The 16,912-nt window shown below is 60.4% G+C and carries 20 protein-coding genes; 16 read left to right on the top strand and 4 right to left on the bottom strand.

Annotated elements, in window-relative coordinates; all coding sequences use genetic code 11:
- Window positions 1-2: 2 nt before the first annotated feature.
- The 13 genes from MOE34_RS23870 (at window position 3) to lspA (ending at window position 10,746) form a co-directional block, all read left to right on the top strand.
- Window positions 3-1,076: an amino acid ABC transporter permease gene (locus MOE34_RS23870; RefSeq protein WP_064334803.1), complete on the top strand. Its 1,074-nt coding sequence runs from the start codon at window positions 3-5 to the stop codon at window positions 1,074-1,076.
- Window positions 1,076-1,867 (top strand): amino acid ABC transporter ATP-binding protein, encoded by a 792-nt coding sequence (locus tag MOE34_RS23875; protein ID WP_242224968.1) that lies wholly within the window; start codon window positions 1,076-1,078, stop codon window positions 1,865-1,867. Before MOE34_RS23870 ends, MOE34_RS23875 begins: the two co-directional genes overlap by 1 nt.
- A 148-nt stretch (window positions 1,868-2,015) precedes the next feature.
- Window positions 2,016-2,471, top strand: a complete 456-nt coding sequence (locus MOE34_RS23880) for a pseudoazurin (protein WP_064334805.1) — start codon at window positions 2,016-2,018, stop codon at window positions 2,469-2,471.
- Window positions 2,472-2,711: 240 nt separating this feature from the next.
- Window positions 2,712-3,074: a copper homeostasis periplasmic binding protein CopC gene (copC, locus tag MOE34_RS23885; protein WP_168169022.1), complete on the top strand. Its 363-nt coding sequence runs from the start codon at window positions 2,712-2,714 to the stop codon at window positions 3,072-3,074.
- 10 nt (window positions 3,075-3,084) lie between these two features.
- A complete protein-coding gene (gene copD, locus MOE34_RS23890) occupies window positions 3,085-3,927 on the top strand; it encodes a copper homeostasis membrane protein CopD (RefSeq protein WP_064334806.1) in 843 nt (280 codons plus the stop codon).
- A gap of 98 nt (window positions 3,928-4,025) precedes the next feature.
- Complete coding sequence (locus MOE34_RS23895) at window positions 4,026-4,628, top strand: transglutaminase-like cysteine peptidase (protein WP_064334807.1); 603 nt, start codon at window positions 4,026-4,028, stop codon at window positions 4,626-4,628.
- 209 nt (window positions 4,629-4,837) lie between these two features.
- Window positions 4,838-5,898 (top strand): IS630 family transposase gene (locus MOE34_RS23900; protein WP_242219862.1). Its coding sequence is split into 2 segments (ribosomal slippage): window positions 4,838-5,330 and window positions 5,330-5,898, totalling 1,062 coding nucleotides; the frame shifts between segments, so codons are not numbered across the junction.
- Between the two features lie 96 nt (window positions 5,899-5,994).
- A complete protein-coding gene (locus MOE34_RS23905) occupies window positions 5,995-6,564 on the top strand; it encodes an MAPEG family protein (RefSeq protein WP_064334808.1) in 570 nt (189 codons plus the stop codon).
- A 168-nt stretch (window positions 6,565-6,732) separates the two neighbouring features.
- Window positions 6,733-7,374 (top strand): DsbA family protein, encoded by a 642-nt coding sequence (locus MOE34_RS23910; protein WP_064334809.1) that lies wholly within the window; start codon window positions 6,733-6,735, stop codon window positions 7,372-7,374.
- Window positions 7,374-8,243, top strand: a complete 870-nt coding sequence (locus MOE34_RS23915) for a peptidylprolyl isomerase (protein WP_064334810.1) — start codon at window positions 7,374-7,376, stop codon at window positions 8,241-8,243. Before MOE34_RS23910 ends, MOE34_RS23915 begins: the two co-directional genes overlap by 1 nt.
- A 69-nt stretch (window positions 8,244-8,312) precedes the next feature.
- Window positions 8,313-9,353, top strand: coding sequence for a L,D-transpeptidase family protein (locus MOE34_RS23920; protein WP_064334811.1), 1,041 nt, complete (start codon window positions 8,313-8,315; stop codon window positions 9,351-9,353).
- 193 nt (window positions 9,354-9,546) lie between these two features.
- Window positions 9,547-10,236: a L,D-transpeptidase gene (locus MOE34_RS23925; RefSeq protein WP_064334812.1), complete on the top strand. Its 690-nt coding sequence runs from the start codon at window positions 9,547-9,549 to the stop codon at window positions 10,234-10,236.
- Window positions 10,237-10,239: 3 nt separating this feature from the next.
- Entirely contained in the window at window positions 10,240-10,746 is a 507-nt protein-coding gene (lspA, locus tag MOE34_RS23930) for a signal peptidase II (protein ID WP_064334813.1), read from the top strand.
- A gap of 33 nt (window positions 10,747-10,779) precedes the next feature.
- Here the strand turns inward: lspA and MOE34_RS23935 are convergent, their stop codons facing one another.
- The 4 genes from MOE34_RS23935 to MOE34_RS23950 all read right to left on the bottom strand — a co-directional run bounded on the left by MOE34_RS23935 (window position 10,780) and on the right by MOE34_RS23950 (window position 14,901).
- A complete protein-coding gene (locus MOE34_RS23935; protein WP_064334814.1) occupies window positions 10,780-12,099 on the bottom strand; it encodes an MFS transporter in 1,320 nt (439 codons plus the stop codon).
- A 15-nt stretch (window positions 12,100-12,114) separates the two neighbouring features.
- Entirely contained in the window at window positions 12,115-12,390 is a 276-nt protein-coding gene (locus tag MOE34_RS23940) for a metal-sensing transcriptional repressor (RefSeq protein ID WP_145926154.1), read from the bottom strand.
- Between the two features lie 166 nt (window positions 12,391-12,556).
- Entirely contained in the window at window positions 12,557-13,750 is a 1,194-nt protein-coding gene (locus MOE34_RS23945; protein WP_064334816.1) for a ZIP family metal transporter, read from the bottom strand.
- The gene (locus tag MOE34_RS23950; protein WP_064334817.1) at window positions 13,747-14,901 is read right to left on the bottom strand and encodes a multicopper oxidase domain-containing protein; all 1,155 of its coding nucleotides are present in this window, start codon (window positions 14,899-14,901) and stop codon (window positions 13,747-13,749) included. The genes MOE34_RS23945 and MOE34_RS23950 overlap by 4 nt, the downstream gene beginning before the upstream one ends.
- A 182-nt stretch (window positions 14,902-15,083) precedes the next feature.
- On the opposite strand from MOE34_RS23950, the gene mntR reads away from it, so the two are divergent.
- From mntR to MOE34_RS23965, 3 genes are all read left to right on the top strand, one after another.
- A complete protein-coding gene (gene mntR / locus MOE34_RS23955; protein ID WP_145926160.1) occupies window positions 15,084-15,554 on the top strand; it encodes a manganese-binding transcriptional regulator MntR in 471 nt (156 codons plus the stop codon).
- A gap of 226 nt (window positions 15,555-15,780) precedes the next feature.
- Entirely contained in the window at window positions 15,781-16,221 is a 441-nt protein-coding gene (locus MOE34_RS23960) for a disulfide bond formation protein B (RefSeq protein ID WP_064334819.1), read from the top strand.
- Window positions 16,218-16,865 (top strand): DsbA family protein, encoded by a 648-nt coding sequence (locus tag MOE34_RS23965; RefSeq protein ID WP_064334820.1) that lies wholly within the window; start codon window positions 16,218-16,220, stop codon window positions 16,863-16,865. The genes MOE34_RS23960 and MOE34_RS23965 overlap by 4 nt, the downstream gene beginning before the upstream one ends.
- Window positions 16,866-16,912 lie beyond the last annotated feature (47 nt).

Below are 16,912 nucleotides of genomic sequence, written 5' to 3' on the forward strand. Positions count from 1 at the left end.
AAATGGTCGAAATCGCCTACAACGTACCGGCGCTTACCAGTCGCCCTCTCACGAGACGGTTGGCGCCGTTTTTCGGCACGCCGCTCAATGCTGTCTTGACGATAGCGCTGGTCGCGCTTTTGGTCCGTATCGGGTGGCCGCTTGCGGATTGGGCGATCTTCGAAGCAGCCGTGCTTCCCGCCGAGCCCCAGACCTGCCAGGCGGCGACAGGCGCCTGCTGGAGTTTTCTCCTCGCCAAGTATGGGCAGATCCTCTTCGGCATCTATCCGCCCTCGGAACGGTGGCGCGCCGCACTGGTGTGCGGATTAATCCTCGCGACACTGGTGGTTTCCGCAAGGCCGTCGTCATGGCGGCCTTGGCTCGCCCTGGCCTGGCCGGGCATGATGATCGTCGTGCTGTGGCTCATGAGCGGCGGTTTCGGTCTGCCCTACGTGCCCACAAGCGCCTGGGGCGGCCTGCCGGTGACGCTTATCCTCACCGTCTTCGCCATCGGCCTCGGATTTCCGGCGGCAGTGCTTCTGGCTCTCGGCCGCAGGTCGCATATGCCTGTTGTGCGAACATTGAGTATCCTGGTCATCGAGACGATCCGCGGTCTTCCGCTTCTGAGCCTTCTTTTCGTCGCCTCGATCCTGCTGCCGCTCTTTCTTCCGGATTGGCTCCTCCCGGACAAATTCGTCCGTGCGCTTCTTGCGCTCACGGTTTTTGCGGCGGCTTACCTCGCGGAGGTGATACGGGGTGGGCTCCAGTCGATCTCTGCGGGCCAGGCGGAAGCGGCAGGAGCGCTGGGCCTCGGATATTGGAACACCCAGCGACTGATCATCTTGCCGCAGGCGATCCGCATCGTCATCCCGGCGCTGACCAACACCATCATCGTGATGGTGAAGAACACCAGCCTGGTTCTGGTGGTGGGCCTCTTCGATCTCATCAGTTCCGGCAAGGCGGCACTGTCCGATCCGGACTGGCCAGCACCATCGACAGAGACCTTCCTGTTCATCGGTCTGATCTACTTCATTCTCGCCTTTTCCTTTGCTCGTTTTGCCGACTTCCTGGAACGCCGCGGTAAGGAGATGCTTTGATGGCTGCCACTCCCATTGCAACACTCGCGATAAGTATCGAGAATCTTGGGAAGTCCTATGGCGATTTCGAGGTCTTGAAGAGCGTCAACCTCTCTGTCGCGCAAGGCGAGAAGATTGTTATCTGTGGACCCTCCGGCTCTGGCAAGTCGACGCTGATCCGCACGATCAATCGGCTCGAGGAGCATCAGCGCGGCAGGATCATCGTTGACGGGATCGAATTGACCGGTGACCTGAAGTGGATCGAGAAAGTCCGATCGGAAGTTGGAATGGTTTTTCAGCACTTCAATCTCTTCCCGCACTTGACCATACTGGAAAACTGCACCCTCGCGCCAATCTGGGTTCGCAAAATGCCGCGCCAACACGCGCAGGAGATTGCGATGGAGTTCCTCCGAAAGGTCCGCATTCCGGAGCAGGCCGATAAGTATCCCGGGCAGCTCTCGGGCGGTCAGCAGCAGCGTGTGGCGATCGCGCGGGCGCTGTGCATGAAACCTCGCATTATGCTGTTCGACGAACCGACATCGGCGCTGGACCCGGAGATGATCAAGGAGGTGCTCGACACAATGATCGAACTCGCCAACGACGGTATGACCATGCTGTGCGTCACGCATGAGATGGGTTTTGCGCAGGCGGTTGCCGACCGCATCGTTTTCATGGATGGCGGAAAAGTGATCGAAGAAAACCGGCCGGCGGAGTTTTTCAAGTCGCCGCGAAACCCGCGCGCGCGCGCGTTTCTCAGCCAGATAGTCGGGCACTTAGGTCGATCGTTCACAGACGGTCCAACCGCGGATTGAACACCGCCGGCGATGGAGGCGATGATGGGCGGCTGGGGAGCGGCAGTTCGCCGCGCGACATCTCGCTTTGCCGGTTACGATTGACCAAAGTGTTCCGAACAGGCAGGCGATATCCTGCAATCGTGCAAGATTGTGAAGGAGAAACCACATGCTTAAACGACGAGACGTATTGCTGGGTGCAGCGATTGGCACCATAGCGTTGACGGCGCTGCCTGTCAGAGCGGCAACGAAAGACCATCAGGTGATGATGCTCAACAAAGGCAAGAAGGGCGCGATGGTCTTCGAGCCCGATTTCATTTTGGCCGCGCCTGGCGATACAGTGACCTTTGTGCCCGTCGACAAGGGCCACAATGCCGAGACCATCAAGGGATTGATCCCGGATGGAGCGAACGCGTTCAAAGGCAAAATCAACGAGCAGATCACGGTAACCGTCGAGCAGGAAGGCATCTATGGTGTAAAATGCCTTCCGCACTATGGAATGGGGATGGTGGCGCTCATCGCGGTGGGGCAGCCGGTCAACCTGGAACAGGCCAGGACGGTGAAACATATAGGCAAGGCAAAGAAGGTGTTCGAGGAACTGCTGGCGCAGGTGCCGACGACGTGAGTTCTTGAAGCAACGCCACACACGAGCCGGCTTCTTGTCATGCCATGACCGTTATGCATCTGTGCGCAACGGTACACGTCGTCCGGCTCGGCGACTTTGTGCGCAGGATAGGCAATCATCGCGGATTGAGGCGAGAAGAGCGTGTAGCCGTGCGGCGTGGCGCTCCGCCGCCCCAATCATCCTATCAACCCGCTGTCATCGTTGATGACGGCGACCCGATATTCAGGACCGTGCAGCGACATGAACAAATTCAAAGCTTTATTCTTAACGTCGTTTGCAATGACAGTTCTGACAGCCGCCCCGGCAACGGCGCACTCCGTGCTCAAGAATTCGTCGCCAAGTGCCGATACAACCGTGGAAGCACCAAGGTCACTTGAGCTCACGTTCTCCGAAACCGTCAACCTGCGCTTCAGCAATATCGAACTCATCGGGCCTGATGGTGCGGCGGTGCGAGTGGGCAAGCCTATCAATTCGCAGGATGGTCATACGCTTCTTGCGCCCCTTCCGGAGCCGCTGCCTTCAGGCAGGTATGATGTCAAATGGGATGCTCTTTCCAAGGATGGTCATAAGATAAACGGCAATTTCAGCTTTCTCGTCAAATGAGGTGCCGTGAATGGCGGACCCGGTAATTGTCCTCATCCTGTGCCGGGGCGCAATATTCGGAGCAGCCCTTATGATCTGGGGGGCGTCATTGTTTCGCTGGCGCCTCCAGCCTCATGCAGAGAGGATGCGTTTCGAGGGCTGGATGATTCTGTGCTTGGTTGTCGCGGTCATTATTCTCCTGCCGGCACAGGCGGCCCGGGTTTCTGACGGGTGGGGCGATATTTTTGAACCGGGCCTTCTTCGGGATGTCATAGTTTTCACCACGCCCGGAAGGTCGTGGGCTCTCCAGGCGGCGGCGATCACGGTGGCTGCGTTTGCATTTGTCATGCAATGGACAAGGGCCACCGTGCTGTCGATAGTGATCGTGTTCATTGCCCAATCGATGACCGGACATGCCGCAGCATCCGAAGGCGTATTCGGGTATGTGCGGCAGGCGAATGACGTGCTTCACCAGATCGCTGCGGGAGCTTGGTTGGGTGCGCTGCCGTATGTCTTGCGGCTTCTGCCGGACGTGGAAAAGCTTGACGCGAAGATGATTCTTATCCGTTATTCAGGCGAGGGCCATTTTTGGGTTTCGCTTCTGCTCGTGACCGGGTTGATTGCTACTCTTTGGATCTTCGAAGGAATACCGCTTGACTGGAGCATTCGCTATCAGCTGCTTTGGGCTTTGAAGGTGTTCGTGACAATGGCCATGGTCGGACTTGCGGTGTGCAATCGTTACTTCCTGGTGCCGCGTCTTCGGGACAGGCCCGACGCATTGTCGGCGCTCGCGAGAGCAACCAGACTCGAGATCGCGCTTGGGCTATTGGCCGTTGCGCTGGTTGCATGGTTTGGAACGCTCGAACCACTTTGAGCGGTGTCTTCGGCTCTCCGAGTGTCAGGCGCATGGACGCGCGAGACGGGAATCATTAATAATCTGGACACGTTGATCAGGAATGAATCGGAGTGGTGATGAATTTCGGACGGTTGATCGCAGGTGCGAGCCTATCGGCTCTCTGGTCTTTTGTCGGCAACGGCGCATGGGCTCATCCGTCCGCGATGGTCACGGGAAATTTCACGTCTCAACCAATCGGTCATTTTGAGTTCTGCAAGCGAAACGCGTCAGAATGCACGTTACGTTCCAGGAAAACGGCGCCATTGCCAATGTCGAGCGAGTTCCTTGCGCAGTTGCAACAATTGAATGTTTCAGTGAACAAGGCAATCAAGCCCATAAGTGATTTTGATCTATACGGAGTGGAAGAATACTGGACCTATCCAGTCGATGGAGGCGATTGCGAGGACTATGTGCTCGCAAAACGTCGTGTTTTGATCGAGGATGGTATCCCGTCGTCAACGGTGCTCATTACGGTATTGCGTCGACCGAACGGTGAGGGGCACGCCGTTCTGACGGTGAGAACCGACATCGGAGACGTCATTCTTGATAATCTGACAGATGCCGTCTTGAACTGGGACGAAACTGGCTACACTTACCTGAAGCGACAGGCGGTCGACCATACGGGGCGCTGGGTGTCCATTCGAGACGGCGACGCTCCGCTGGTCGGTTCCGTTCACTGAAGTTCGGGGTCGAGGAGGTTTCGTCTGCAGAGCTTTTTTCGTCTCGACCAAACTGCGACACGAGCACGGCGACAATCGCAGCAGCCGCCGAATTGCTGGTCATCCAAACCATGCCGAGCGGAACTTATACGCCGCCTCGCTGACTTCGACTCTTTAGCCTTCCCAAAGTGGGGTGAATCTGAATCTCTGGTGCAAACCGGAGGTCTGCGATGCGATCAGGGATTTCACTACGGACGGATTTTGATGGAGACGGTCTGCGGCGGCTGGCGCGGCAGACGAAGGATGCCGCTCAGGCGCGCCGACTGCTGGCGCTGGCGTCGATCTACGATGGAGGCTCGCGTTCCGATGCCGCCCGCCTCGGTAACGTCACGCTGCAGATTGTCCGTGACTGGGTCATGCGGTTCAACGAACGCGGTCCCCAAGGTCTGATCAATGGCAAGGCTCCCGGCCCACAATCGCGGTTGAACGATCAGCAGCGTGCGGCCCTGGCGCAGGCCATCGAGCGTGGGCCGACACCCTATCTCGACGGCGTCGTTCGCTGGCGTCTGTGCGATCTGGCGCAATGGCTGTGGGAGGAGTTTCGCGTTTCGGTGAGCGAGCAGACGCTCAGCCGCGAAGTCCGGGCCATGGGCTATCGCAAGCTCGCTGTTCGGCCCAAACATCACGCGCAAGACCCTCAAGCCATTGAGGGTTTTAAAAAAGCTTCCCTGCCGCAGTGGCAGAGATTGCCGCTGGAGCGGCCCGAGGAAAACGCATAGAGATTTGGTTTCAGGATGAGGCCCGTATCGGGCAAAAGAACAAGATCACCCGCCGATGGGCCAGGCGAGGAACACGGCCTTCAGCACCGCACGATCAGCGCACAAGGTCGGCCTACATCTTCGGCGCAATCTGCCCGAAGCTCGGCAAGGCGGCGGCGCTGGTCATGCCATGGTGCGACACCTACGCCATGACCCAGCATCTGGCCGAAATCGCCCGACACGTCGATGCCGACGCGCACGCTATCCTCATCATGGATCAGGCAGGCTGGCACATGTCCAACAATCTCGTCGTGCCCGAAAACATCACCATTCTGCCACTCCCGCCGAAATCGCCGGAGCTGAACCCGGTCGAAAACCTCTGGCATTTCATGCGCGACAACTGGTTATCAAACCGCGTCTTCAAATCATACGACGACATCGTCGATCATTGCTGCGATGCCTGGCGGAAGCTCGAAAGCCAGCCCTGGCGCATCATGTCGATCGGGCGCAGAGAATGGGCCTATGGGTTTTGATCAGTGAGCGGCCGTATTAAAGCTCTGGCACCCGCGATCGAGCGGTCCTGACAGTAAGAGCTTTACGTTCAGGCTCATACGGTGCGGAGTGTTGATATGGTAATCGTCCCGGCGTCCAAAGCTGAACTTCGGAAAGAGCAGCGCAAAATCCTCTTGAGAAGCGGTGCGGCTGCCATGGTGTGCATGCTGGCCCTCGGTGGCACGCAATACCTTCTACGCGGCGCCAAGGTTTTCCCCGACGAAAATCTGGAATCGCGGCTATTCTTCATAGCCGCCGCGAACTTGCTTCTCGTCGTTTGGGTCATCATAGGCGTCGCCATGGTGGCACGAGGCCGACGTCATTCTGCGGAAGATATCGGCGGATCGGCGTACTCTCGCCCGAGCTCTAGAATTGCCGTTGCAGCCGCTTTTCTTCAGAACACGCTCGAACAATTCGTCATCGCGTCCGTGACGTTATCCGCGCTCGTGATGCTGGAAGGCGCGGCGATGATGCCGTTTATCGCGGCTTCTGTGGTCCTGTTCGGTGTCGGCCGCGTTTGCTTCTTAGTCGGGTACTCAAAAGGGGCCGGTGGCCGTGCGTTTGGAATGGCCCTGACTGCGCTCCCCAGCATCGCGGCGTTCGTGATCGCGTTGGCGCACTTGATCACGCGGGTCTGGCAAACGTGATGCTGACGACGTCAATTCTGGCATACTGATGGATCGGCATAGGCCCCGGCGGGCTTGAATCCGACCCTTCGTTTGAATCCGTCGTAAAAATCGTGGCGCGCGTTTACGCCTCTTGCACCTCAAGTACCTAGAGGTTTTATGATCCGGCTCCTTTGATTTGGAGACGAGATGTTCAGGCGACAATTTCTGGGATCGACCGCGGCAGCTTTCACCTTGCTGGCCGCAAACCGCGTTGTTGCGCAGACGGCCGCCACAGGCTCGGCGACGGACCTCTTGCAGCCGGGGCCGTTGCCCGAGCGGATTCTGGGGCGCGACGACGCACCGGTTACCGTTATCGAATATGCGTCGATGACATGCGGGCATTGCGCCAACTTTCACTTGAATATCTGGCCAGCCTTCAAGGCAGAGTTCATCGATACGGGTAAGGTCCGCTTCATTCTCCGCGAGTTCCCGTTTGATCCGCGCGCGACCGCCGCCTTCATGCTCGCCCGCTGCACGGGTGACGACAGATGGTATCCGACGGTCGACCTCCTCTTCCGTAACCAGCCGCGCTGGGCGCGTGCTCAGGACGGCAAGGAAGGGTTCCTCTCGGTCCTGTCGATGACCGGTCTCAAGGAGGCCGATCTTGAGGCTTGCCTTAGCGACCAGGCGCTGCTCGACAAAGTCAATGCGGTCGCGGCCAGAGGTCAGGAACTTGGCGTCGATTCGACGCCGACCTTCTTTATCAACGGCGAAAAATACACCGGCGTAATGCCGATCGAGCAATTGCGCGCCGTCATCGAACCGATTGTCGCGGGAGCAAAGAAGTGATGCTGCTGAAAATCAGGAACGTCTTTCTTTCCGCGCTCTTTCTGGTCGCTGTTCCAGCCTTCGCCGAGGAACGGGCGGATCAGGTAGCAGCTCGCGTCGGAGATTCCGAGATTCTGGAATCCGACGTATCGTTCGCAACCTCGTTCCTCGGCGATCCTAATCCCAAGGCAACACCCGAGGCACGCAAGTCCGCGGTCGTCGATGCGCTGATCGACCTCAAGGTGGTCTCTGACGCCGCGATCAAGGACGGGCTGGAGAACGACGAGACGTTCAAGCGGCAGATGGTGTTCCTGAGGCAACAGGCGCTTCGGCAGGCCTATCTCGCCAAGGCTGCCGCCGCCGCTGTAACCGAGGACGCACTGCGCAAGGTCTATAACGAACGGGTCGCCGCCATGCCGTCGGTCGAAGAGGTTCGCGTCCGGCACATCCTGCTGAAGGACAGGGCTGGCGCTGAGGCGGCGATGAGGGATATAGCCGCGGGCAAGTCCTTTGAAGAGGTGGCCGGGAGCGTTTCGCTGGATGAGACGTCGAAGAAGAGCGGCGGTGATCTTGGCTTTCTGACAATGGAACAACTCCCGCCGGAGCTGGGAGAGGCGATCGTAACGATGAAGACCGGTGAGATTGCCGCAAAGCCCGTGGAGACGCCCTTCGGCTTTCATGTCGTAAAACTTGAAGAGCGGCGCAAGCGTGAACCACCGGCATTCGAGGTTGTGTCGACGGAGTTGCGCCGTGGCATGGAAGCCCAGGCGGTGAGCAAGATCGTCGCTGACCTCAAGGCGGCCGCGCGGATAGAGAAGCTCGTGCCCGATGTTGCGATGCCTGAGGGATCGGATGACGGACACGAGCATGGTGCCGAGGGCGGGGAATAGCGCAACTCTATCGTTTCTTTCGTGCAATCCCGTTCCCTTGTTCTGATTATTCTCGTGTCCCGGCATCTCATGCGGTCGCTCCATTCTCTGCTGCCAAAATTCCTCGCCGTCTCTCTCATCGCGATCATGCTATCGGGATGCGTTGCCATGGAGCTCGCCGAACTCTCCAGCGAGCCGCCGAAGCTTTCCGCCGCCGTCGTGGCCGCGATGGCGAAGAAGGGTATGCGGCCTGAAGATCCTGTCCTTGTGCGGATATTCAAGCAGGAGAGTGAGCTGGAGGTGTGGAAGGCGGATGCATCAGGCCGTTACAAGCTCTTCAAGACCTATCCGATGTGCCGCTGGTCCGGCAAACTCGGCCCCAAGACGAAAGAAGGCGATCGCCAGGCGCCGGAAGGCTTCTATCATGTCTCGGCCGGGATGCTGAATCCGCAGTCGCAGTACTATGTCTCGTTCAATCTCGGTTATCCCAACCGTCTTGAAGCTGCGCTCGGCTACACCGGTGAGGCGCTGATGGTCCATGGCGCCTGCTCGTCGTCGGGTTGCTACGCCATGACCGATCAGGGCGTCGGTGAGATCTATGCCATCGCTCAGAAGGCGCTGCAAAGCGGTCAGGACAGCTTTCAGGTCCAAGCCTATCCGTTTCGCATGACCGCGGAGAACCTCGCCAAGCATCGAGGGGATTCGAACATGCCGTTCTGGCTCACCCTCAAGGAGGGCTACGACCAATTCGCTTTTTCGAAGCGCCAGCCGAAGGTCGCGGCCTGCGAACGGCGCTATGTGTTCAACAGGGAGTTCGAGGGGGGCGATCCGCGCAATCCGCTCGCCGCCTGTCCGGTATCGTCCAGCGGGGCTTCGGCCGACCTCCTGTCAATGGTGGCGACGGAGCGTGGCAAGGTGGACGCGGCGCTTGCCGCCGAAAAGTCGGCCGCGGCGCTCGCTTATGTGGACGGCGGAATGCATCCAAGCTTCCGGGCTCTTTTGAAGAAACAGGGGGCCTCGAAGCTGGCGGAGGATATCTCGATCATAAAATATCCGGTCAGTCGGCCGGAGGCTGCGCTTGCCGATCCCTATTCGGGCACGTCTGCTGTCAGCGGGGCGTCGGATGACTGATCCAAGTGACGTTCGACAGCGTGCGCGCATGATCCGGCGGAAGAACCGCGTCATGCTTTTTGTTCTGCTGGGCTTCGTAGTCTCTGTCATTGCCTACAGCGCTTTTCACATTCGCAGCGAAATGAAGACGTCGACACCGTCGGCAGCTGCTGCTGAAACCGGTAAATAGTCGGCGTCGAGAAAAGGGACCAACATGCTTGAAGACACCAACACCGTCGCGCGCCGCGGATTTCTTCTCGGGACGCTTTCCATGGCGCTGGCGGCCTGTTCCACGACATCCCCCTCCGCCGTGCCCAGCGTAGCACGACGTCCGATGGGCGTGCCGAGCGAGGAGGAACTGGCCGCTCGCTATGCCGCGATGGAGGATGGCGGTCATCAGCTGCCGGCCGTTCCCTTCCGGCAAATTGATCCAAAATTCTACCGCCAGCGTGTTTTCAATACGACGGGCGAGCCAGCCGGCACTGTGGTGGTCGATACCGGTTCGAAGTTTCTCTATGTCGCGGAGCCCGGCGGCACCGCGATGCGCTACGGGGTTGGGCTTGGCCGCGCGGGATTTGCCTGGGAAGGCGAGGGGGTTATCCAGTGGCGCCAGAAGTGGCCGCGCTGGAAGCCGCCGGCGGAAATGATCGCGCGCCAACCCGAGCTTGCGAAATTCTCTGTCGAGAACGGTGGACAGGAGCCAGGGCCGGACAATGCGCTCGGCGCCCGCGCGCTCTACATCTTCCAGAATGGCGAGGACACGCTTTACCGTCTGCACGGAACACGTGAGTGGAACTCTATCGGAAAATCCGTGTCCTCCGGCTGCGTGCGGTTGGTCAATCAGGATGTCATCGACCTCTACACCCGCGTGCCTTCCAAGGCACGCATTGTCGTACGCACGTAGATCATGCGGTTGGTAGTTGAAAGAAAAGGCGAGCTCGCCGCCTTGTTTGCGTTCGGCGCCGCAATCTTCCTCGTGGACATCGCTCTCAAGCACTTCATGGTCACGGCGGTGATGAACCCGCCGCGGATCATTCCCGTCACACCGTTCTTCAATCTCGTGCTCGTCTACAATCCCGGCGTCAGCTTCGGAATGTTCGCCGAATGGATATCGGCGGCGCCACAGCTTTTTGCCGTTCTGAAAGCATGCATCGTTGCCGGGCTCCTGTCGTGGGCCGCTCTTTCGCGCCGGATGGTTGAGCGGCTGGCACTGTGCATGGTCGCGGGAGGAGCGATGGGCAATCTCGTCGACCGGTATGCCGACGGCCAGGTCACCGACTATCTGGATTTCTATGCGGGACAGTGGCATTGGCCATCGTTCAACCTTGCCGATGTGGCCATCGTGGCTGGTGCGGGCCTCATGATCGTTGTTGCTTCTTTCCACAGAGACACTGCAACGAGCCAATCATCATGAAAGCGAGGCGGCCGGAGCCACCGGTTCGACAGCTTACGGCCTTGAGGGCCACTCGGGATGCAGCCGATCAATGACAACGGCATGGGCATGGCTATGCCCGCCGCGCCGCACTCCTTCGGCGAGGTGCGGGTGATCGACAGGCAGGTCGTCGTGGTCGTGCTCGATCTCCACGTTGTCGTTCGCTGGCCACAGCGCCATCGCGACGGCGAAGCCGGACGTCGCGAGGAGCGCGAGGCAAAGGGCGGCTGCGGACAGGCCGATCGTTGCGCCGAGCCAACCGGCGAGCGGATAGGTGACGAGCCAGGCGGCGTGGGAGAGCGCGAAATGCGCCGCAAACAGGGCCGGTCGGTCTTCCGCATGCGCGGATCGCCGCAACAGCCGGCCGGAGGGCGTCTGGGCGATCGAATAGCCGATGCCGAGGAGACACCAGAGCGGCAAGAGCGTGCGGATGCCGTCGACGGCCGAGGCTGCCAGAAGCCCGGCAATCAGGACCGCCGCTCCAGCCAGCATGACCGGGCGGTCGGGAATAGTGTCGAGGAGTTTTGGAAGGAAGAGCGCCGCCAGCATCGAGCCGCCGCCGAACGCGGCGAGCGCAAGGGCCGTGCTTTCCTGGGTCAGGCCGAAGGTGGACTGCACGATCACGACCGTGTTGACGATCACCATCGAGCCGGCGGCCGAGACCGAAAGGCAAATCGCGAGAAGGCCGCGCAGCCGCGGCGTTGCCAGATAGAGACGAAGGCCCCGCGTGGTCCGTTCGTAGACACTGCGACGCTCGGTCTTCGAAGGCGCGGGAAGCACGACGGAGACGACGAGCGCCGAGGATACGAGAAAGCCGATGACCGTGCCGCCGAACAGCGAATGGAAAGAGATGATCGTCAGGAGCGCTGCAGCCAAGGCGGGGCTGATGAGGCTTTCGAGGTCATAGGCGAGCCGGGAGAGCGATAGCGCTCGCGTATAGTCCTTTTCGTCCGGCAGCACCTCGGGGATCGTCGCCTGGAAGGCCGGGGTGAAGGCGGCCGAGGCCGATTGCAGGACGAAGATCAGGACGTAGACCTGCCAGACCTCGGTGACGAAGGGCAGGCAGAGGGCGACGGCGGCGCGTACGAGGTCGAGTGCGACCAGCAGCGGCCGCCGTGGAAGCACTTCCGCGAAGGCGCCCGCGATCGGTGCGATGCCGACATAGGCGATCATCTTGATGGCGAGTGCCGTACCCAGCACCGCGCCGGCGTCAGGTCCGGCGATCTCGTAGGCGAGCAGGCCGAGGGCGACCGTCGCCAGACCTGTCCCGACCAGCGCGACGACCTGCGCCAGAAAGAGGTGGCGATAGGTTCGGTTCTGGAGGACGCCGAGCATGCTGTTTCCGATCGGTCAGAGATATTTGGTGATCGCCTTGAACTCGGCCATGGCGCTTCGCTGGTCGGCGGGCAGGGGGCCGACCACATCCTCGAGGCAATGGTCGAGATGGTCCTGGATCAGCGCGCGCTTGGCATTGGTGACCGCCTTTTCGACGGCATGAAGCTGTTGTGCGAGATCGAGGCAGGGGCGCCCGTCCTCGATCATCGCGATGATGCTCTTCAGATGTCCCTCGGCCCGCTTCAGCCGCTTGACGATCTCGGGATGGGTCTTGTGCCTGTGCTCGCTCATATGCATAACCTATCCCCCTGGATAGGATATTGCAATTGTGGGCACGGCGTCACATTCGTGATTGCGCCGCGCCTACAGCCAGCGTTGCACCGGGCGTTTATCGGCCAGATAGTGTTGCCGAGAAAGCGCGCCGGGACCTGTTCCTCACTGCGAGCGCATAGACCAATCAGATCTTCACCAGCATCGCGGTCACGTACATGAGTGCGATGCCGAGGGCGAAGCCGCCCAGGACCTCCTTCGAGAACAGGATGTCCGTACGGTCCTCGTCGTTGCGGAGCATGAACAGCGTCACCTCGATGATGACCTGGAGAATGGCGCCGGCACCGATCGCGAGCGCAAGTGCCGACCAATGGGGGGCGTAGGCGAGGCTGCCGATCCACATGCCGAGCACGGCCGGGCCGCCGGCGATCAGCGTCAACAGTACGAACTGGCGGAAGGTGGGTCTGATCTTGAGGAGCGGTGCGGCGATGCCTATGCCTTCGGTGATGTTGTGCAGCGTGAAGCCCATGACGAGGAAGGTGCCGAGGCCTGCGGAGCCGGCCGCGAAGGCGCCTCCGATGGCAAGGCCCTCGCCCATGTTGTGCAGGCCTATGCCGATTGCGATGTAGGTGGCGAGCGCCACGCCGCTCGGCCGTCCGCCCCGCCGCGAGACGGCCATTAGTAACAGGAAGGACGCGGCGGCGGCAAAGACCACCATTGCGCCACCCTGGAAGACGGGTGCGGATGCGCCGGCAAGCTCGAAGGCCTCCGCTACGGCGTCCACTAAGAGGAACGCGAGGAGGCCGACTGTCACCGCGAGCAGGAACCGCATGGCGCTCAGTCCCGCGCCGCGTAGCGCCGGATAGAACATCAGGCCGATGGCGACGGGCAGAATGCCGACGAAGGCGCCGAGGATGGCTTGCGACCGGAGACCGTTCGAGGTCACCTCCGGCGTGGGAACCGCGACCGGGATCTCGTGCTCGAACGTTGCGCCGGTGCTGGTGACGACGGTGACACGGTGCGCCTCGCCGAGAACCCAGGGGAAGGGAATGGAAATCCAGGCCGACTGCCCGCGGGGAAGCGGGCCGGGCGGGTCGAGCGTGAATTGCCAATAGGCGGCATCGACCTGGACCTGTGCGATCTTCAGCGGCTCCGAGCCGCCGGCGCGTACAAGAAGCCGTACCCCGCCGCCGTCGAGCGTTGTGCGCTCATAGGTGAGGTTCTCGACGGGCGGCGCGCCGTTTTCGAAGCTTCGGAGCGGATTGGTACCGAAGAGCCAGGCAATGGCCGCCGCCAAAACCAGGAAAGGGATGACGGTCCAGAGGAGAGCGGCGCGCCGGCTAGGTGATGCGGCCTGGCTCGAAGCGGTTTCGTCGGTCATGCCACTTCCTCCACGACTTCGAACATTCCCATCCAGCCGAGCTCCGTGAACTCCGACTGGTGCGCGTGGAACATGTAGAGGCCCGGTTCATGGTCCGCATGTTCGCCGAAGGTGAACTCCAGAATGCCGCGCTGCGCCTGGCACTGCATGATGAGGTCGACGGTCTTCAGAGTCGGCGTCAGGGTGGTCCCTTGGTCGAAATAGTCGAAGAAGTTGCCGTGGATGTGGAAGGAGTTGATTGGATCGAACTCGGTGAGGTTCGCGAGGTAGATGCGCACCGGACGGCTCTTCTCGATGCGGATCGGTTTCTTGGCGTAGCAGTGAGCGATGGTGTTGCAGGCATAGAACTCGTTCTCGCCGTCGAAATTGGTGTCGAAGGCATTCATCACCATGGCGAGTTCCTGCCATCTCGCATTCTCGGGCGAGCCGTGCAGCCGGCTGAGCGCCACCTCGCGGAATTCTGGTCGAAGTTCCGGATCGGGATCGATGACGAAGAGACCGTACATGCCCTTGTGGATATGCCGCGCGAGCGGCAGGGCATGGCAGTGGTAGAGGTGACAGCCGAAGGGGCGGGCGTCGAACTCGTAGACGAACTCCTCGCCTGGGTTGATGACGCCCGCGCCAGGAATCCCGTCCATGCGCGCGGCATGAATGCCGTGAAAATGCATGGAGTGCGGATGAGAACCGTAATTGCGCAGAATGATGCGCAGCCGCTCCCCTTCCATCGCGCGGAGCGACGGCCCGGGCACGCGACCGTTGAAGGTCCAGGCGGGGAACATGACGCCGGGCGCGATCTCGATCTCCTTGTCCTCGACCTCGACTTCGAACGTACGCAGCCGACGGCCGTCGGGGAGGGTGGAGACGCTCCCGAGATCCCAGTCGGTCAGCATCGACGTCGGATCGAAGCCGTTGCGCTCGTTATCGACGTCGCCGACGGTGATCATCGCTCCATGTGCCTGCATATGCGGCGGCGCGGCATCCCTTGTGCCGGCTTTGCCGTCAGACGCCGCGGAGATCTGGTGGCCCTGATGCTGGGCGGCGGCATCCTGGCTCAGCGCTGAACGGGCGGCGAGGGCTGCGCCGCCGGCCGCCGCCAGGCCCGCACCGAGCAGCTTTCGGCGTCCGAGGTCGAATGGCAGCCAGTTTCGCATTGTCCCGTCCTTTTGATAATGGTTCTTAATAGCAATAACAGCACATGCTCTTAGTTATAGCAATAGCTATGTTCGGAACTGCTGATGCTTCGGTCGCCTCCGGAAAAGATGACGATCGCGGAAAAATCATAGCGCAGGCTATGAATTCGCAATAAACTGGATAAAATCTCGGGAAAGGCATGATGACAGCAAGTCGCAGCAAATCGGCAAACAAACACTCGCTCGTTGACGCCGATACCCATGTCGAAAGCTTCCGCCAGACGCGCTCCAACCGGCGCAACGAACTCATCGAGGATTATGTCGAACTGATCGATGACCTCATCCTCCATGGCGGAGAGGCGCGGCAGGTCGATATCGTACAGAGGCTGGGCGTTGCGCAGCCGACCGTCGCAAAGATGCTCAAGCGTCTCGCCAGCGACGGCTTCATTCAGCAGAAGCGCTATCGCGGCATCTTCCTGACCGAAGCCGGCAAGGCACTGGCGGCCAGGAGCCGAGAGCGACATCGGATCGTCGAAGGGTTCCTGCGCGCCGTCGGGGTCGGAGAAGAGGCCGCGCGCATCGACGCCGAAGGCATCGAGCACCATGTCAGCGACGAGACGCTTGCCGTCTTCAAGGCTTTCCTCGACAAGGCGGGGCCGCCCGGCCGCGCTTGACCTATCCTGACCGTGATGTGCCTACGGCAGGGGGCGCGGCGCTTCATCCAACGATGGAGCGTTCGTGGCATTGAAGTTCGCTTTCGCAGATCCGATCCCACGACAATTTTGCCCACAGTCCCTGCTGTATGACGAGAGTGGCGCGCTCTGATCGGAGTCACGCTGCTTGACCCTCTAGCTGCTTGAGGGTCCATAATTCGGGAATCAAGGCGATATCGGACATTGCATGAGCGTTCGGGACAAGAGATCGGAAGACGATGGGTGGCTGACGCTGTTCCTCGCATGGATGGTTGCGCTTATCGCTTCGCTCGGGGCTCTCTTCATCGGCGAAGTCATGGGCCAGACGCCGTGCATCTTATGTTGGTATCAGCGCGCGTTCATGTTTCCGCTGGCGCTAGTCCTGGCGGTTTCCGCCTTTCGCATGGACCGTGGCGTATGGCGCTATGCGTTGCCGCTGAGTGGAGCAGGTCTGTTGATCGCGACATACCACGTCCTGCTATATTACGGCTTCATTCCGGAGGCAGTCGTTCCTTGTGGGAAGGGGCCTTCCTGTACTGATGCGAAGATGACCATTTTCGAGGTGATCCCGCTGCCGGTGCTGTCACTTCTGGCATTCGCCGCGATTTCATTCCTCCTCCTCATCGACCGAAGGGAGCATGCCCGATGAACCGAGCGCTCGTCATCACTCTCACCGCGCTTGCCGCGCTCGCTGTTTTTGGAGGAGGTGCCTACTACTACACTGCGCAGCAGAAAGAACATGCGGCTTCTGTCACAGCGTCGGCGGATACGCTCGTGCGCGCGCATTCGCCGATTCTGGGTAAGGAAGACGCACCCGTCACGATCGTGGAGTTCTTCGACCCCTCATGCGAGGCCTGCCGCGCCTTCTTTCCGCTTGTGAAGAATATCCTGGCGACCTATCCGGATGATGTGCGTGTGGTGATCCGCTATACCACATTCCACAAGGGCTCCGACGAAGCCGTGCGCATCCTCGAGGCGGCACGCAAACAGGACAAGTTCGAGCCGGTCCTTGCGGCGCTTGTGGACAAGCAGCCCGAGTGGGCTACTCACGGGGAGCCTGACATGAAGCGGGCCTGGAACATTGCCGGTGAGGCGGGTCTGGAACTCATGGGCGCCCGTCTCGACAGCGTGAAGCCGGAAGTTGATCAGGTGCTTCAGACCGATCTAGCGGACGTCAAGGCGAACAATGTCGAGCAGACGCCTACGTTCTTCGTCAACGGCAAGCTGCTGGTCAATTTCAGCCCGCAGGGCTTGATCGATCTGGTGAAAGGCGAAGTCGACAAGACGAGTTGACAGCGCTCTTGCAAGAAATCGCGGCTTGTCCGCCTGTAGGGCGCTTC

Origin of the sequence: Shinella zoogloeoides (assembly GCF_022682305.1) — a bacterium.
Lineage (GTDB): Bacteria > Pseudomonadota > Alphaproteobacteria > Rhizobiales > Rhizobiaceae > Shinella > Shinella zoogloeoides_B.

Bases quoted from the DNA above. Each gene is read 5' to 3' on its own strand.
- MOE34_RS23870 (WP_064334803.1), top strand. From the start codon at position 3: ATGGTCGAAATCGCCTACAACGTACCGGCGCTTACCAGTCGCCCTCTC.
- MOE34_RS23875 (WP_242224968.1), top strand. From the start codon at position 1,076: ATGGCTGCCACTCCCATTGCAACACTCGCGATAAGTATCGAGAATCTT.
- MOE34_RS23880 (WP_064334805.1), top strand. From the start codon at position 2,016: ATGCTTAAACGACGAGACGTATTGCTGGGTGCAGCGATTGGCACCATA.
- copC (WP_168169022.1), top strand. From the start codon at position 2,712: ATGAACAAATTCAAAGCTTTATTCTTAACGTCGTTTGCAATGACAGTT.
- copD (WP_064334806.1), top strand. From the start codon at position 3,085: ATGGCGGACCCGGTAATTGTCCTCATCCTGTGCCGGGGCGCAATATTC.
- MOE34_RS23895 (WP_064334807.1), top strand. From the start codon at position 4,026: ATGAATTTCGGACGGTTGATCGCAGGTGCGAGCCTATCGGCTCTCTGG.
- MOE34_RS23905 (WP_064334808.1), top strand. From the start codon at position 5,995: ATGGTAATCGTCCCGGCGTCCAAAGCTGAACTTCGGAAAGAGCAGCGC.
- MOE34_RS23910 (WP_064334809.1), top strand. From the start codon at position 6,733: ATGTTCAGGCGACAATTTCTGGGATCGACCGCGGCAGCTTTCACCTTG.
- MOE34_RS23915 (WP_064334810.1), top strand. From the start codon at position 7,374: ATGCTGCTGAAAATCAGGAACGTCTTTCTTTCCGCGCTCTTTCTGGTC.
- MOE34_RS23920 (WP_064334811.1), top strand. From the start codon at position 8,313: ATGCGGTCGCTCCATTCTCTGCTGCCAAAATTCCTCGCCGTCTCTCTC.
- MOE34_RS23925 (WP_064334812.1), top strand. From the start codon at position 9,547: ATGCTTGAAGACACCAACACCGTCGCGCGCCGCGGATTTCTTCTCGGG.
- lspA (WP_064334813.1), top strand. From the start codon at position 10,240: ATGCGGTTGGTAGTTGAAAGAAAAGGCGAGCTCGCCGCCTTGTTTGCG.
- MOE34_RS23935 (WP_064334814.1), bottom strand. From the start codon at position 12,099: ATGCTCGGCGTCCTCCAGAACCGAACCTATCGCCACCTCTTTCTGGCG.
- MOE34_RS23940 (WP_145926154.1), bottom strand. From the start codon at position 12,390: ATGAGCGAGCACAGGCACAAGACCCATCCCGAGATCGTCAAGCGGCTG.
- MOE34_RS23945 (WP_064334816.1), bottom strand. From the start codon at position 13,750: ATGACCGACGAAACCGCTTCGAGCCAGGCCGCATCACCTAGCCGGCGC.
- MOE34_RS23950 (WP_064334817.1), bottom strand. From the start codon at position 14,901: ATGCGAAACTGGCTGCCATTCGACCTCGGACGCCGAAAGCTGCTCGGT.
- mntR (WP_145926160.1), top strand. From the start codon at position 15,084: ATGACAGCAAGTCGCAGCAAATCGGCAAACAAACACTCGCTCGTTGAC.
- MOE34_RS23960 (WP_064334819.1), top strand. From the start codon at position 15,781: ATGAGCGTTCGGGACAAGAGATCGGAAGACGATGGGTGGCTGACGCTG.
- MOE34_RS23965 (WP_064334820.1), top strand. From the start codon at position 16,218: ATGAACCGAGCGCTCGTCATCACTCTCACCGCGCTTGCCGCGCTCGCT.